Annotated in this window: 11 protein-coding genes; 7 read left to right on the top strand and 4 right to left on the bottom strand. The window is 34.5% G+C overall.

What is annotated here, in order from left to right:
- Positions 1-106: 106 nt before the first annotated feature.
- Complete coding sequence (locus tag IWX83_RS07775) at positions 107-334, bottom strand: CDGSH iron-sulfur domain-containing protein (protein WP_091259617.1); 228 nt, start codon at positions 332-334, stop codon at positions 107-109.
- 255 nt (positions 335-589) lie between these two features.
- Between IWX83_RS07775 and IWX83_RS07770 the strand changes: the two genes are divergently transcribed.
- From IWX83_RS07770 to IWX83_RS07755, 4 genes are all read left to right on the top strand, one after another.
- Positions 590-1,909 carry a serine hydrolase gene (locus tag IWX83_RS07770; protein WP_196828845.1) on the top strand — a complete coding sequence of 440 codons (1,320 nt, stop codon included), beginning with the start codon at positions 590-592 and terminating at the stop codon, positions 1,907-1,909.
- Between the two features lie 218 nt (positions 1,910-2,127).
- Positions 2,128-3,180, top strand: a complete 1,053-nt coding sequence (locus IWX83_RS07765) for a glycosyltransferase family 9 protein (protein WP_196828843.1) — start codon at positions 2,128-2,130, stop codon at positions 3,178-3,180.
- An 85-nt stretch (positions 3,181-3,265) separates the two neighbouring features.
- Positions 3,266-3,727: a VOC family protein gene (locus tag IWX83_RS07760; RefSeq protein WP_073353542.1), complete on the top strand. Its 462-nt coding sequence runs from the start codon at positions 3,266-3,268 to the stop codon at positions 3,725-3,727.
- Positions 3,728-3,928: 201 nt separating this feature from the next.
- The gene (locus IWX83_RS07755; protein WP_196828841.1) at positions 3,929-4,438 is read left to right on the top strand and encodes a pyridoxamine 5'-phosphate oxidase family protein; all 510 of its coding nucleotides are present in this window, start codon (positions 3,929-3,931) and stop codon (positions 4,436-4,438) included.
- 67 nt (positions 4,439-4,505) lie between these two features.
- Here IWX83_RS07755 and IWX83_RS07750 read toward each other — a convergent pair whose 3' ends face one another.
- The 3 genes from IWX83_RS07750 to IWX83_RS07740 form a co-directional block, all read right to left on the bottom strand.
- Entirely contained in the window at positions 4,506-5,957 is a 1,452-nt protein-coding gene (locus IWX83_RS07750; RefSeq protein ID WP_196828839.1) for a C40 family peptidase, read from the bottom strand.
- 708 nt (positions 5,958-6,665) lie between these two features.
- On the bottom strand, positions 6,666-8,255 hold the full coding sequence (locus IWX83_RS07745) for a peptide chain release factor 3 (RefSeq protein WP_196828837.1): 1,590 nt from the start codon (positions 8,253-8,255) through the stop codon (positions 6,666-6,668).
- A 101-nt stretch (positions 8,256-8,356) separates the two neighbouring features.
- Positions 8,357-9,799 carry an alpha-amylase gene (locus IWX83_RS07740; protein WP_196828835.1) on the bottom strand — a complete coding sequence of 481 codons (1,443 nt, stop codon included), beginning with the start codon at positions 9,797-9,799 and terminating at the stop codon, positions 8,357-8,359.
- A 770-nt stretch (positions 9,800-10,569) separates the two neighbouring features.
- On the opposite strand from IWX83_RS07740, the gene IWX83_RS07735 reads away from it, so the two are divergent.
- The 3 genes from IWX83_RS07735 (at position 10,570) to IWX83_RS07725 (ending at position 16,177) form a co-directional block, all read left to right on the top strand.
- Entirely contained in the window at positions 10,570-12,000 is a 1,431-nt protein-coding gene (locus IWX83_RS07735) for a peptidylprolyl isomerase (RefSeq protein ID WP_073353549.1), read from the top strand.
- 119 nt (positions 12,001-12,119) lie between these two features.
- Positions 12,120-13,073 carry a MoxR family ATPase gene (locus tag IWX83_RS07730; RefSeq protein ID WP_196828833.1) on the top strand — a complete coding sequence of 318 codons (954 nt, stop codon included), beginning with the start codon at positions 12,120-12,122 and terminating at the stop codon, positions 13,071-13,073.
- Positions 13,074-13,405: 332 nt separating this feature from the next.
- Positions 13,406-16,177, top strand: a complete 2,772-nt coding sequence (locus tag IWX83_RS07725; RefSeq protein ID WP_196828831.1) for a bifunctional aconitate hydratase 2/2-methylisocitrate dehydratase — start codon at positions 13,406-13,408, stop codon at positions 16,175-16,177.
- Positions 16,178-16,289: the final 112 nt, after the last annotated feature.

Here is a 16,289-nt window from a genome sequence, read left to right as displayed (position 1 = left end):
TAGTAAATTTAGCGAATAACCTATGGTATTTAATCGATTTAAATCATAAACAAAAAAGCTACATCGATACTGGATGTAGCTTTTCTTATTTAATCAGAAAACGATATTACTTCGTTTTTACCGGTGGCAAGTCAAATGCTGCTGATTCATGCTCAAAACCATTGCGGTGTGAACCATCACAAAAAGGTTTGTTGGCTGACAACCCACATCGGCAAAGACCCAAAGCCGTTCTTCCTTCTAAACCGTATGTTTTTCCTTCGCAGTCTGTTATTTCAAAATCGCCTTCTATTTTTATAGACCCGTTGCGATTGATTGTTAGTTTTGTTGTGCTCATAATAGTGTTCTTTTAGACGTCAAAGATTAGAAATATTTTTAGAATCCTGCATCGTAACGATACTTTTTTATACCACCAGCACATAATTTACATTAATTCTATTTTGTGTAACAAGATACCGAGGAAATCTGACTTGGCAAGAATACATGAAAATTCGCTGCTTTCTATTCCAACATTCCGCATCAAATAATCAATCAACTAACCAAATAATTGACTATTTTTAGAACTTTAAATCAATTCATCAATCAAACTCTCATGAAAAATAAAATCGCCATCACCTTATTTTTAGGATTTCTAGTTGGAACAAGCTATGCTCAAAAAATGAACGTTGCCAAACTGGATAGTTTATTTCAAATTTTGGAAGCCAAAGATAAATTTATGGGTAGTATCGCCGTATCACAAAACGGAACGCTTCTTTATTCAAAGTCCATTGGAATGGATGACATAGAAAGCAATAAAAAATCTGGTGCTCTTTCAAAATATAGAGTGGGTTCTATTTCAAAAATGTTTACTTCTGCACTAGTCTTCAAGGCGATTGAAGAAAAAAAATTAATGTTAACTCAAACTATTGAAACGTTTTTTCCAACTATTGAAAACGCTAACAAAATAACTATTGGTTACTTATTAAATCACCGAAGCGGTATTCAAAATTTCACCAATAGTCCTGAATATTTAACCTACAACACCCAACCAAAAACGGAAAATGAAATGGTGGAAATCATTACCAAAGGGAAAAGTATTTTTGAACCCAACAGCAAAGCCGATTACAGCAACTCCAATTATGTTTTATTGAGTTACATTCTGGAAAAAACCTATAAAAAGCCATTCAGAACTATTTTGAACGATAAAATTGTAAAACCGTTAGGTTTAAAAAATACCTATATTGGAGGTAAGATTAACATTCTAAATAACGAAACCAACTCGTATTCCTTCTCTGAAAAATGGATCAAAGAACCAGAAACGGATATGTCGATCCCAATGGGAGCTGGCGCAGTGGTTTCTAATCCACAAGATTTGACGTTGTTTATTGAAAAGCTTTTCGCCAATGCCATAATCTCCGAAAGCAGCCTGAAACAAATGACAACTTTACAAGACAACTACGGAATGGGAATATTCCAATATCCGTTTTATGAGAAGAAGAGTTTTGGTCATACGGGAGGAATTGATGAATTCAGATCTACATTATCTTATTTTCCAGAGGACAAAATCGCTGTTGCATTAACCTCAAACGGTCGAACTTATGAAAATAACGACATCATGATTGCCGCTTTAAGTGCCTATTTCAACAAACCGTTTACAATTCCCAATTTTAAAACTGTCACACTAAAAAGTGAGGATTTAGATCCTTATTTAGGGGAATATTCAGATGCTGGATTTCCAATGAAAATCACAATTACAAAAGAAGACAACAAACTTTTTGCGCAGGCAACAGGTCAAGCTGCGTTTCCACTGGAGGCTATTGAAAAGGATAATTTTGAATTTAAAATGGCAGGAATAAAATTAGAATTCAAACCAAATGAAAAGCAGATGATCTTAAAACAAGGCGGTGGAAAATTTACTTTGACAAAAAAATAAAGCGCTTATTCTATCTTACGGTGAACAAAACTAACGCACTTGAATTCCATTAATTTAAAATACAAGCTAGGCCATTATTAAGTCGTTAATTGTACATTTGTCTCATGACAGAGCATTTTAGATTGTGTTTGAAATAACGATAACAAGCAAATTATTATTTTTCAATCCTGATTTATGAATAAACAAATAGGTTCAATTATAAATTCTATTATAAATCGATGAGTATCTTAAAAAAAGTAAATAAAGTCAGAAGAATTATTACGCATGGACTTACCAAAAATATTGGCAGTTCACAAAATAATCAAATCATAGATTTAACGCAAAAAATTGAAATCAAAAGAATTTTGATTTCAAGGCCCAACCACAGATTGGGTAATTTGTTGCTCATTACTCCGCTGGTTCAAGATGTAGTAGCTGCTTTTCCAGCGTGTAAAATTGATTTGTTTGTAAAGGGCGGTTTGGCACCTATTGTATTTAAAAATTATCCAAATATTAATTACATCATTGAACTTCCTAAAAAACCTTTTAAAAATTTGGCAGCCTATTTTAAGGTTTGGGTAAAGATCAAAAAACAAAAATATGACATTGTCATAAACGTAGACAAAAATTCCTCGTCTGGACGATTATCAGCTCAATTTGCTGATGCTAAATACAAATTTTTTGGCGATGATGACGAAGCTTTGAAACTAGAGCATATTGATTATGTACATATTGCAAAATATCCAGTATATGAATTTAGGCAATTTCTAACTAAATTAGGATTTACTAAAAATGACAATCCAATTCCTCCATTGGACTTAAAATTAAGTTCTTTGGAAATTAAGGAAGGACATAAAATAATTCAAGAATTAGTTAAAAATGACAAAAAAACGATTTGCATCTTTACCTACGCTACCTCTGATAAATGCTACTCAGAATCGTGGTGGGAAGAATTTTATGAACGTTTACTAACCGAATATCAAGATTATAATATTATCGAAATTTTACCTGTTGAAAACATATCGCAAATCGGCTTTAAAGCACTTACATTCTACAGTAAAGACATTCGTGAAATTGGATCTGTCATTGCTAATACAGAAATCTTCATTGGTGCAGATAGTGGGATTATGCATTTAGCCAGTTCTGTCCTTACACCGACTGTTGGGCTTTTCTCCCGCGCAAATCTAAAAACTTATGAACCGTATAACAACAATAGTGTTGCGATAAACACGAATACTGGCGACAAGGAGGATTGGATCAAAATAATAAACAAGGCCCTAATAAGATCATAATACTCTAAGGAATCAACATTCAAAAACAGCAACTTTAATAAACAATCGTAAAAGAAAAAACAAAATCACCAAACACCGAAACCACATGAAAACTAAATTTTTAATTTCCTTACTATTTACTTTCATCGGGGCCGGAACGCTTTGCGCACAAACGAGTACCCCTTTTACTTTAAAATTAGACCACGTTGCATTGTCAGTTAAGGACCTGGAAAAATCTGTTGGTTTTTATAAAAATGTTTTAAACTTTTCAGAGATAACCAACCTTACTAAAAAAGAGGGGATTCGCTGGATCTCCTTAGGAGAGGGAAAAGAGCTTCACCTTGTTGCTACAATCAAAGAACCCGTTACCATCAATAAAGCGGTACATTTAGCATTTAAAGCAACTCATTTTGAAGCATTAATCGACCTCTTAAAAACTCTAAAAATTACGTATTCTGACTGGCCTGGTAGACTGAATACAATTACCGTTCGGGCTGATGGAATCAAGCAAATCTACATTCAGGATCCTGATGGATACTGGATTGAGATTAATAGTGTTGAAAAATAGTAAACAAGGAAGTTTTCCCGTTCAGGCGTTTTTTTATTTCTAGCATAAGGTATTTGTATATGCTAGAGCTAAAGGTATTTACTAATCAAATATGTAAAAATTGAAACTTTTCTCCTAAATTGTGTAATGCTTTTTACCGCTTTGTTCACCAACTTTGTTGAACAATAAGTAGCGATTTTTAATCATTATAAAAATAAGATTATGAGCGATCATGCAAATGAATACACAGTTGAAGGAATAGATAAACTTAAAAGCCTAGTTAAAGAAATTAATACTTGCCTTTTTTGTACCAATCTTAAAACAAACGATGGAGCAACGACTAGACCAATGGGTGCCGTAAAAGTATGCGATGAAGGAAACATTTGGTTTTTTAGTGAAAAAGACAGTGATAAGAATAAAGAAATAGAACAAGATTCCAATGTTCAATTATTTTTTGCACATCCAGGTAAAGGAAGTTATATGGTTGTAAACGGTGAAGCAATCATTAGTACAGACCGGGATAAAATTGAAGAGTTGTGGACACCAGTAGTAAATATATGGTTCAAAGAAGGTAAAAATGACCCCAATATTTCCCTGATCAAAGTTAAACCAACAAGTGCCTATTTTTGGGATACTGACGGCAATCAAATGATTAACTTTCTAAAAATGGCTGCGTCCGTGGTTACCGGTACCAATTTAGTAAGTGGAAATGAAGGAGAAATAAAGCTTTAAAAAATAGTAAAAAAAAAACGCTTCAATAAATTGGAGCGTTTTTATAAAAATATAATTTCTGAGTAGCTTATTGCAGCACTCTATTTATTTGAGAGAAATTTTTCTCATAGTACTTTTCTTTTGTGGAAGATATGATTACACCATTGCTTAAGGAGGAGTGAATAAATTTAATTTCGCCTTCGCAAACCTCAACTACCATTCCAACGTGATTAATTTGACTTCTACCATTTGTTTTAAAGAAAATAAGATCTCCTTTTTGAGCTTCTTCTGTGTTTATTTTGGTACCCATACTCGATTGTTCTCGAGATGTTCGAGGTAATTTAATGTCAAATGCACCAAAAGTAGTACACATAAGTCCTGAGCAATCAAATCCCGATTTAGTAGTTCCGCCCGTGCGGTATCTCGTTCCTATATTTTCGGAAGCGCGTTCTATCAATTGGTCAAGAAAATCATGGCTAAAAGTAGGCTTGATTGCATTATTAAAATCAATTTTACTGCTTTCTATTTTAGTCTCTTTATCATTTAAATCGACAGCAAGAGCCACACTGTTTTCAGCAACTGTCTGAGAAAGAATACTCAATTTATAACCTACAGGAAGACCATTTTTAATCGCTGGATTTTGATTTTCTAACTCTTTAACTGTAATTCCGTATTCTTTTGCAATGGCATATTTTGTCTCTTTGGCCAGTACCTCTCTTGTAATTGTCTGCAGACTAGTTGGAGAATTTTGAATTGGTGCCGCTATCGTTTCTTGTGTTTTTGGTACACTAATTTGCGTTGACGCTATATTTTTAGACGCTGCTTCAGATACTGATGGAGTACCAAGTGAGGCAACAACCATTTCTGGTCTTGGTGAATCGACTCCTGGGATAACTACTTTCTGACCAACTCTAAGGGACTTAACTCCTAAAGACGGATTGGCTTTGTCAAATTCCTTAATTGTAATTCCGTATTTTTTTGTAATCGAATATTTAGTTTCTTTTGCTACTACTTCCCAAACGAAGGAGTGTGAGCTTTGGATTGCTTCGGATTCAATTTTAGATTCTTTAGCCGGTTCAATATTGGTAGGAATTTGTTTTGTTGTTGCAAGATTTGCTTTTTCGTTTGCAATTGCTGCAGCAGGTATATTTATTTTTTGACCAATTTTCAATTCGGCGGTTGCCAGTGAAGGATTGATTTGGTTTAATTCTTTAATGGAAATCCCGTATTGTTTGGCGATTCCGTAAAGTGTTTCTTTAGCTTGAACTTCGTGTTCTTTGGTCGCTTGATTTACAGCACTTTTGGTTTTAACGGTAGTGTTTTTGGTTGAAGCTACAGGAATTAATAAAACGGAATTGAGTTTTAAAAGGTTTTTAGCATTGGGATTTGACTTAAAAATAGCACTTTGCTTGACTTCATATTTCTCAGCGATGCTTGATATTGTTTCCCCTTTAACTATAGTGTGCTTTGTGATTTTTTCTTGTGCAAAAAGAACGATACTGTTCAAAAGAACTAGTCCTACTATTACCTTTAATCTCATATTCATTTGTTTCAAATTACCTACCCCTTTGTATTCTTTCTAGCGATCTCGGGATATAATTATTAGATCTCGCTAAACTTTTCTTTTTTACAATTTCATTGAAAGATGTAAAAATAATTTAAGGCTCTTTTTATAAAAGAGACTCAGACTGTGTCTATTTTACATTCCTATTGTTTTATGTTTCATTGGTAAAAACACTAAAAAACATGCCTCGTTGCAATTCTGTTGCAATTACTAAACTCGATGTCAAATTTTGAAGAATATTGATTGCAAAAACAAGCAAAAAAAGCTTCATTCCCAACAGAATATTTCAAAAAAGCTAATATAGGAGATTTAATCAAAAATTAGACTCTTTTTTTTAATTTTAACGTTCAAAAATTAAAAAACTACCCTGTTTTTTGAATTTTACTTCTATTTTACACCTTTGACTCTTTTCTTTTCTTCAAAAAATCTTATTTGAACAACAAGAAATATTTGAAAATAAGGGCTATCGTTTGTAGCCCTGATGAAAGAGGAAAGCCTTTTGAAATAGAATTGCTTATTTTTCCCGATCATAAAGAGCGACCAGCGGAAGCTCCTTTATGATCAGGAAAAAGCAATTGTATGAAAAAGCTTGAAACGGCCAGCAGGAAGCAGCTCCAAAAAAATAAGTGATTTTGAACAAAAAAGTATTATATAGGTAAAACACCAGTGTATAATGGTAACTAATTATTCAAATTCAGAAGTAAAGAATAACTTAACATTTGGATATTTATTTTGTGTCATCTGTATTGTGAAGTCTGAATCAGCTAGAAAAACTAATTGTCCGTATTTATCATGTGCTAGAAATTTTTGCTTGATTCGTCTGAATTCTTTAAACTCATCACTTTTTACATCATTTGGTTTTACCCAGCACGCCTTGTATACTGGAAAATTCTCGTAGGTACATTTAGCGCCATATTCATGTTCTAAACGGTATTGAATAACCTCGTATTGCAGCGCTCCTACTGTTCCAATGATTTTTCTGTTGTTCATTTCAAGCGTAAATAATTGCGCAACACCTTCGTCCATTAACTGATCAATTCCTTTGTCGAGTTGTTTGGCTTTCATTGGGTCTGCATTATTGATGTATCTAAAATGCTCTGGAGAGAAACTTGGAATTCCTTTGAAGCTCATGATTTCCCCTTCGGTTAAAGTATCTCCAATTTTGAAATTTCCAGTATCGTGTAAACCAACAATATCTCCCGGATAGGAGATGTCCACGATTTCCTTCTTTTCAGCAAAAAATGCATTTGGACTAGAAAATTTTAAATTCTTCTTTTGGCGAACGTGATAATACGGTTTGTTTCGTTCAAAAGTTCCTGAAACAATTTTTATAAAGGCCAGTCGGTCTCTGTGTTTTGGATCCATATTGGCATGGATTTTAAATACAAAACCGGTCATTTTCTCTTCTTTTGGATCTACCAATCGTGTTTCTGAATCTTTTGGTCTTGGAGATGGCGCAATTTGAACAAAACAGTCCAATAATTCTCTTACTCCAAAATTATTTAAAGCAGAACCAAAAAAGACAGGTTGTAATTTTCCGTCTAAATAGTCTTGTCGGTCAAATTTGGGATAGACTTCGTCTATTAATTCTAATTCTTCGCGTAAAGTAGCAGCAGGTTTTTGCCCAATAATTTTTTCTAATTGTGGGTTTTGTACATCTGAAAAAGCTATAGTTTCTTCAATATTTTTGCGGTTGTCCCCACTAAAAAGATTGATGTTTTGCTCCCATAAATTGTATATTCCTTGGAAGTCATATCCCATTCCTATTGGGAAACTCAGGGGAGTTACTTTTAAACCAAGTTTCTGTTCCACTTCGTCCATTAGATCAAAAGCATCTTTTCCTTCTCGGTCTAATTTGTTAATGAAAACGATAATTGGTATTTTTCGCATTCTACAAACCGCTACTAATTTCTCTGTTTGTTCCTCAACACCTTTGGCAACGTCAATTACTACAATCACACTGTCTACTGCCGTTAAGGTTCTAAAGGTATCTTCTGCAAAATCCTTATGTCCCGGAGTATCTAATATGTTTATTTTTTTATCTTTATAATTGAATGCCAAAACCGATGTAGAAACCGAAATTCCTCTTTGGCGTTCAATTTCCATGAAATCGCTCGTGGCTCCTTTTTTGATTTTATTGTTTTTAACAGCACCCGCTTCTTGGATGGCGCCCCCAAAAAGGAGTAGTTTTTCTGTAAGTGTAGTTTTACCTGCATCTGGATGCGATATAATCCCGAAAGTTCTTCTGCGTTGTATTTCTTCTAAAAAGCCCATATTTGTATAAATAGTCTGCAAAAGTACTATTTATAAGTGTGAATAAAAAAAATGAGACTGTCTTTTAGAACAGCCTCATTTTTTTTGCAAATTTTTTATGATTACATGTTTATCGACCAAACCGAATACCCATTTGGAGGACATTGTATTTTGACCCATTTGTCAGCTTGAGTTGTTGGTATCCATGCAGAATTTCCAGTAAAATCTTTTATTTGAGCATTAGTCCAGTTAGTCTGAATCCATCTCTCTTGCCATGTGGCGGAGTTATTGATATAGACTACTAATCCTGGATTTCCATTGTACCCATTTCTTCTGGCGATGTATTCATCAGTATCAGTATATAAAATCGAGGTTGTTCCCGTTGCTTTTTGGTTGTGAATCCAAATCAAATTGTTCATTTTGGTTTTGTTCAGCCATTCTTCATAATCTCTGTAAAAAATAGTTGGATATCCTTCATGGGTTAAGATGTAAGCATAGGCTAGCTCTTTTTTCCAAATCTCATCAGTATCGTGGTTGGAGACGAACGTAACTGCTTTGTGCGGGTTTCTTTTCCACATCATGTCATCGTTGAGGATGCTCAGGTTGTTTCCGTCAAATGCATCGTTCATTTTATAATAGCAGGCAAAATCAAAAACAGAACTATTGGCATTATTTGCCCAATCATTCAGTATGTTTACGTTAGAATCCCATAATTCACCCACTGAGAATCCACCAACGTTTGCATTCCAATCTTTTATGACCCAAGGAGCAAAACCTTTAACATAATCAAATCTCCAGCCATCAAATTTCATCGTGTTCTTGTAATACTTTCCTACGCCATCTGCTCTTTTCCAAAGCCAGTCTTGCACATTTGGTGCCACATGGGCTAAATCTGGAAAGCCGCCAAAAGCTCCTTCATCATTGTTTCCATAAGAATTTTTGTAAAAATCAGCGCTAGTTCTTGGGAATTTTCCAGAAGCTACGCCCGTAAAATTGGTGTACGTTTGAGTTCCTGTAAACGGATTGTTCTCTATCTGCCCTCCGCTATTGTGATTCAATACCATGTCAGCATATACTTGCATGTTTTCAGTATGTGCTTTTGTAATTAGACTTTCTAATTCGGTACGTGAACCAAATCGAGTTTCTACCGTGCCATTTTGATTGTAATTTCCAAAATCGAAATAATCAGTAGGATCGTATCCCATAGAAAAGGGTCCGTTCTGTGCCTTTGAAACGGGTGGAAGCCAAACGGAAACAATACCCACATTTGACCACGCCGTAATTTTAGTGTTTACCGTGTTCCACCAAGTACCGCCGGCAGGTACATCCCAGTAGAAAGCTTGCATCATAACACCTCCGCCTGGATTTGCGAGATATTTTCCGTTTGTAGTATTTGATGCTTTTCCGGTGCTGAAAGGATGACCATCATGATGGGTGACATCAATAACTTTAAATTGTTTCGCAGCAGCAGTAGCATCGTTTGTAAAATCATCACTTGAATTACACGAAGACAAACCAACCAATAATGCGGCCAGCAAGTAATTTTTAAAATTTTGTGTGTTCATAAAAAGAGTAATTTGGGGTTAGTTAATAGATTTGGGTAAATGCTTTTAAAAGCAGATTTAGAAATAATTTCTTGTATTAGATTTTGATTCGTAGGTTGTTTCAGAATTTCAAATCTCTACCATTTTGTGAATATTGAAATAGAGGGCGATAAAAAGTAGTATAACTTTATTTTTATATCTGTTTTTCTATCAAATTAATATGTTTTAGCTAATTTATACAATTTCTTACACGAGAAGCGTCAGAGTCTTTTTTAATTCGGAACGAAAACGTTGTAGTGTTGAGAACTTTTTATTTAGAGGTTTTAAAATGAGAATTTTATGGAAATGTAGCTCGCCTTTTGCGGTGAACTCATTAAATTTTAGTGAGATTTTTGTTTGTAGCCAATAGTATGAAGCAGCACATTTTTAATTTTGAAAATACAAATACAGTGCAAAGGAAAATTTTTAATCAATGATGAAGGTCAGATTCTAGAAAGTAGAATCTGCATTGGCTTTTTACAATCAGATTATTTCTAGTGTAGTAGCTTATTAAGCTAATTAAAAAATGTCTTTATAATATTTTGTTAATACTAGTTAGGAAACTTGTATTATCTAATTGAATTGCTATTTTTGTTCGTTTTAAATTTGAGGATAGCTACGGAATTGTATTATGAAAAGCAGTTCAATACTTGATTCTTAAAGCGTATATTTGCCAAAATTATTCTGGCTTTTATAGTTGGATTTAAAAACAACACAATCAGGATGTTTTACATTTAATATAAATTATAATAATGCCAATAAATAAAATACAAATGAAATCTATTAATAATAGAATTGCACTGACTTTTTTTCTTTTGCTTTTTACAAGTGTCATAACAAGTGCTCAAGAAATTATTAAGGACTCCGTTATCGCTCCTGTTAAAAAGATACAATCGACCGGAAAACTTAAAATTGACGGAGTAATAGCAACGGTGGGAGACTATATTATTTTAGATTCAGATATTGATAAGTCCTTTCTTGAAATTTCTACGCAAGGAGGTTCTGTGAATGATATTTCAAGATGTCAAATGCTAGGAAAATTATTAGAAGATAAATTGTATGCGCATCAAGCAATCCAAGATAGTATCGTAGTAACTGATTCAGAGGTAAAAGGAATGATGGAAGACCGCTTGAATTATATGATTGAAAAAATTGGTTCTTTAGAAAAAGTAGTTCAATATTATAAAAAGGATTCTGAAGAAGAATTTAGAACCTATTTCTCAGATATTTTAAAAGAAGGAAAGTTGACCTCTGAAATGCGAAATAAGATCGTTGAAGCAGTCGAAATTACTCCTGAAGAAGTTCGTAATTATTTCAAAACTATTCCTAAAACTGATTTGCCAACTTTTGGAGTGGAGTTAGAAGTGGCACAAATTGTTGTTACTCCAAAAGTCTCTGCTGAGGATAAGCAAAAAGTAATTGATAAACTGAATGAGTTTAAAAAAGAAATCGAAGAAGGCTCCAGTTTTTCAACTAAAGCAGTTTTATATTCTCAAGATCCGGGATCTAGATCGAATGGAGGATATTACAAAATGAATCGCAAAACTCCCTTTGTCAAAGAATTTAAGGAGGTTGCTTTTAGTTTAGCGGAAGGTGAAATATCAGCTCCTTTTGAAACAGATTTTGGATATCATATTATTTATGTAGAAAAAATTAAAGGACAGGAAATAGAGTTGCGTCATATTTTACTATCGCCAACGATTACTGAAACGGCGCTGGATGAAGCGAAAGAAAAAATTACTTTGATCAAGAAAAGAATTGAAGATAAAGAAATTACTTTTGCGGAAGCAGCCAGAACATTATCTGATGAAAAAGAAACAAGAGCCAATGGAGGAGCATTGATTAATCCACAAACGCAAGACACTCGTTTTGAATTGACAAAAATGGATCCTACTTTTTACAGTCAAGTTTCTAATTTGAAAGCAAATCAAGTTTCTGTTCCTATTTTAGACCAAGGAGAAGAAGGAAAGAAGAAATTCAAGCTGATCACTGTCACTAATAGAATTGATGAACATACGGCTGATTATGCTAAGGATTATATCAAAATTAAAGAATTGGCTTTAAAAAATAAGCAGATTCTGGCTATTGGAAAATGGTTTAATGAAAAAATAAAAGAAACTTATATCAAAATCATAGGCGAATACAGAGACTGTGATTTTGCAAATAATTGGCTTAAGAAATAGTACTATTTTTCAAATTTCAGGTACGTTTAGTACTAAAAAATTTTTCTTTTAATAAATAAAAAGAGTTAGTTTTATGATCTCATAACGCTAACTCTTTTTTAATTTTAAATACCTTATACATGTCAGACGTAGTAGCAATACAGAATTTAGTTCAAAAACGACAAGAGTTAAAAAGCGAAATAGCAAAAATTATTGTTGGGCAAGATGCTGTGGTAGATCAAATTTTACTTTGTATTTTTTCTGGTGGTCACGCCTTATTGGTAGGAGTTCCTGGATTAGCAAAAACCTTGATGGTAAATACGTTGGCGCAAGCACTGGGTCTTGATTTTAAAAGAATTCAGTTTACTCCTGATTTAATGCCCTCGGATATACTAGGAAGTGAAATATTAGATGAAAACAGACATTTTAAATTTATAAAAGGACCTATTTTTTCTAATATTGTGTTAGCCGATGAAATCAATAGAACACCGCCAAAAACTCAGGCTGCTTTGTTAGAGGCCATGCAGGAGCGTTCCGTGACTATTGCAGGTGAGAATTACAAGTTAAATTTACCTTATTTTGTTTTGGCTACCCAAAATCCAATAGAGCAAGAGGGAACTTATCCTTTGCCTGAAGCGCAATTAGACCGGTTCATGTTTGCTATAAAACTAGAATATCCCTCTTTTGCAGAGGAAGTTCAAGTTGTAAAGCGTACGACTTCCGACATAAAAAATACCATAAATCCATTATTTACGGCACAACAAATTATTGATTTTCAGGCTTTAATTCGCAGAATTCCCGTAGCGGATAATGTTATTGAATATGCTGTAACTCTCGTTAGTAAAACGCGTCCTGACAATCCACTTTCTACTGAATTTGTGAAAAATTATTTAGACTGGGGAGCGGGACCACGCGCTTCACAAAATTTAATTTTGGCTGCAAAAGCCAATGCTGCTTTCAACGGAAAATTCTCTCCCGATATCGAAGATGTCAAAGCGGTAGCAATAGGAATACTTCGTCACCGAATAATCAAAAACTACAAAGCAGATGCGGAAGGTATCACCGAAGAAATGATAATTACAACGTTGTTCTAAATGCTTTTTTTGTTGCTTTGAGCTTGATTTTCAGGAGTAACTACAACGTTTTCTTAATTATTCAATTATTTGCATTTTAGAAACGATACGAATACAATTGATTAGTTATGGATTAATCAATTTTATGTTAATTTTTTTAAATTTTATCATTTTTAAACAGTAAAAATCAGTATTAGGTAATAATATCTTTTGAAAACATGGCGTTCATTAAATTTTTTTAAATTTCATCTTAAAGAGCTAAATTTGCGTCATAAATAAAAAACTAGATAGTATGGCTTTTAATTTTGAGAGGATCAAAAGAAGCAGCCTTTAACATTGAAAACAATTGCATTATGAGCATTTATAACGATTATCTAAAGGAAATCGAAGAAAGAAAAGGACAAGGATTGCATCCAAAGCCAATTGATGGTGCTGAATTATTGGGCGAAATCATCACACAAATTAAAGATGTAGATAACGCAGATCGTGAAGACTCTCTTACCTTCTTTATTTACAATACGGTTCCTGGAACTACTCCTGCTGCTGGCAGAAAAGCTGCATTTTTAAAGGAGATTATACTTGGCGTATCCGTTGTAAAAGAAATTACTCCTGCTTTTGCGTTTGAACTATTGTCTCACATGAAAGGCGGTCCTTCGATAAAGGTGCTACTTGACCTAGCTTTAGATACAAATGTTGCTATTGCTAAAGAAGCAGCAGAGGTTCTTAAAACGCAATTTTTCCTTTATGAGGCGGATACCAATCGCTTAGAAGCGGCATTCAAAAGTGGAAACGAAATTGCTAAAGAAATTTTAGAAAGTTATGCTAAAGCGGAGTTTTTCACAAAGCTTCCTGAAGTAGTAGAAGAAATAAAAGTAGTTACTTACATTGCTGGAGAAGGCGATATTTCAACTGATTTATTGTCGCCGGGGAACCAAGCGCATTCTAGATCTGATCGTGAGCTTCATGGTAAATGTTTGATTTCCCCTGCAGCTCAGGATGAAATTCAGGCTTTACAAGCGCAACATCCAGACAAAAGCGTCATGTTGATTGCTGAAAAAGGAACAATGGGTGTGGGTTCCTCAAGAATGTCAGGTGTGAACAATGTGGCGCTTTGGACTGGTAAAAAAGCAAGTCCTTACGTTCCGTTTATAAATATTGCACCAATTGTAGCAGGAACAAACGGAATTTCTCCAATTTTCCTAACTACTGTTGATGTAACCGGTGGTATTGGTCTTGACCTTAAAAACTGGGTAAAGAAATTAGATGAAAATGGAAATCCAATTCGCAACGAAAGTGGTGATGTGGTTCTAGAGGAAGCGTATTCTGTAGCTACTGGAACGGTGCTAACCATCAATACTAAAACAAAGAAATTATACAATGGCGATACAGAATTGATCGATATTTCTAAGGCATTTACACCTCAGAAAATGGAATTTATAAAAGCTGGTGGTTCTTACGCGATTGTTTTTGGAAAAAAACTACAAACGTTTGCTTCAAAAACTTTAGGAATTGCGATTGTTCCCGTTTTTGCTCCATCCAAAGAAGTTTCTATAGACGGACAAGGTCTTACAGCCGTTGAAAAAATATTTAATAAAAATGCTGTTGGTTCAACGCCTGGGAAAGTCTTGCACGCTGGATCTGACGTTCGTGTTACCGTAAATATTGTTGGTTCACAAGATACGACAGGTTTGATGACTTCTCAAGAATTAGAGTCTATGGCCGCTACTGTGATTTCACCAATTGTAGATGGTGCTTATCAATCGGGATGTCATACAGCATCGGTTTGGGATAATAAATCGAAGGCAAACATTCCAAGATTGATGCAGTTCATGAATGATTTCGGTTTGATCACTGCGCGTGATCCTAAAGGCGTTTATCATGCCATGACGGATGTAATTCATAAGGTGTTAAATGATATTACTGTTGATGAATGGGCGATCATTATTGGTGGTGACTCGCATACCAGAATGTCAAAAGGAGTTGCTTTTGGTGCTGACTCAGGTACCGTTGCGCTTGCTTTGGCTACAGGAGAGGCATCTATGCCAATTCCAGAATCAGTAAAAGTTACTTTCAAGGGAGACATGAAAAATTACATGGATTTCCGTGATGTGGTGCATGCTACACAATCTCAAATGTTGAAGCAATTTGGCGGTGAAAATGTATTTCAAGGACGTATTATTGAGGTGCATTTAGGAACCCTTACTGCCGATCAAGCCTTTACTTTTACAGATTGGACGGCTGAAATGAAAGCGAAAGCTTCTATTTGTATTTCTGAGGACGACACTTTGATTGAATCATTAGAAATTGCCAAAGGTAGAATCCAGATCATGATTGATAAAGGAATGGACAACGAAAAGCAAGTGCTAAAAGGATTGATTGCTATTGCTAATAATAGAATTGCAGCTATTGAATCAGGGGAGAAACCTGCGTTGACTCCAGATGCTAATGCAAAATATTATGCGGAAGTGGTTATTGATTTAGATATTGTTGTAGAGCCAATGATTGCCGATCCAGACGTGAATAACGCGGACGTTTCTAAGCGCTACACGCACGATACCATTAGACCACTTTCTTTTTATGGAGGTGTTAAAAAAGTAGATCTTGGTTTTGTAGGTTCTTGTATGGTGCATAAAGGCGATTTGAAGATTCTTTCTCAAATGCTAAAAAACATCGACGAACAATATGGAAAAGTGGAGTTCAAAGCGCCGCTTGTAGTAGCGCCACCAACATACAACATCGTTGATGAACTCAAAGCAGAAGGAGACTGGGAAGTTTTACAAAAATATTCTGGATTTGAATTTGATGATAATGCTCCTAAAGGCATAGCGCGTACTGGATATGAAAACATTCTATACCTAGAGCGTCCAGGGTGCAACTTATGTATGGGTAACCAAGAAAAAGCGGCCAAAGGAGATACAGTTATGGCAACATCAACTCGTCTTTTCCAAGGAAGAGTTGTTGAGGATACAGAAGGTAAAAAAGGAGAATCGTTGCTTTCATCTACACCGGTTGTGGTATTGTCTACAATATTAGGTAGAACTCCAACAATGGAAGAATATAAAGCAGCGGTGAAAGGAATCAATTTAACTCAGTTTGCGCCATCTCATAAATTATTAGTAAAATAATATCTCATTTTTGTTAATTATATCAAAAAGCCTGAGTCTGTCAAAAGACTTAGGCTTTTTTTATGGGTATAGTTTCTCTATTTTTTGTACCTTGTGACTATTAAATACTTGA

The organism is Flavobacterium sp. CG_9.1 (assembly GCF_015751645.1).
In the GTDB taxonomy this organism is placed as follows: Bacteria; Bacteroidota; Bacteroidia; order Flavobacteriales; family Flavobacteriaceae; genus Flavobacterium; species Flavobacterium xanthum.
This window is presented reverse-complemented; position numbering and strand designations above follow the sequence as displayed.

Coding starts and splice junctions, on each gene's coding strand:
- IWX83_RS07775 (WP_091259617.1), bottom strand. CDS start 334: ATGAGCACAACAAAACTAACAATCAATCGCAACGGGTCTATAAAAATA.
- IWX83_RS07770 (WP_196828845.1), top strand. CDS start 590: ATGAAAAATAAAATCGCCATCACCTTATTTTTAGGATTTCTAGTTGGA.
- IWX83_RS07765 (WP_196828843.1), top strand. CDS start 2,128: ATGAGTATCTTAAAAAAAGTAAATAAAGTCAGAAGAATTATTACGCAT.
- IWX83_RS07760 (WP_073353542.1), top strand. CDS start 3,266: ATGAAAACTAAATTTTTAATTTCCTTACTATTTACTTTCATCGGGGCC.
- IWX83_RS07755 (WP_196828841.1), top strand. CDS start 3,929: ATGAGCGATCATGCAAATGAATACACAGTTGAAGGAATAGATAAACTT.
- IWX83_RS07750 (WP_196828839.1), bottom strand. CDS start 5,957: ATGAGATTAAAGGTAATAGTAGGACTAGTTCTTTTGAACAGTATCGTT.
- IWX83_RS07745 (WP_196828837.1), bottom strand. CDS start 8,255: ATGGGCTTTTTAGAAGAAATACAACGCAGAAGAACTTTCGGGATTATA.
- IWX83_RS07740 (WP_196828835.1), bottom strand. CDS start 9,799: ATGAACACACAAAATTTTAAAAATTACTTGCTGGCCGCATTATTGGTT.
- IWX83_RS07735 (WP_073353549.1), top strand. CDS start 10,570: ATGCCAATAAATAAAATACAAATGAAATCTATTAATAATAGAATTGCA.
- IWX83_RS07730 (WP_196828833.1), top strand. CDS start 12,120: ATGTCAGACGTAGTAGCAATACAGAATTTAGTTCAAAAACGACAAGAG.
- IWX83_RS07725 (WP_196828831.1), top strand. CDS start 13,406: ATGAGCATTTATAACGATTATCTAAAGGAAATCGAAGAAAGAAAAGGA.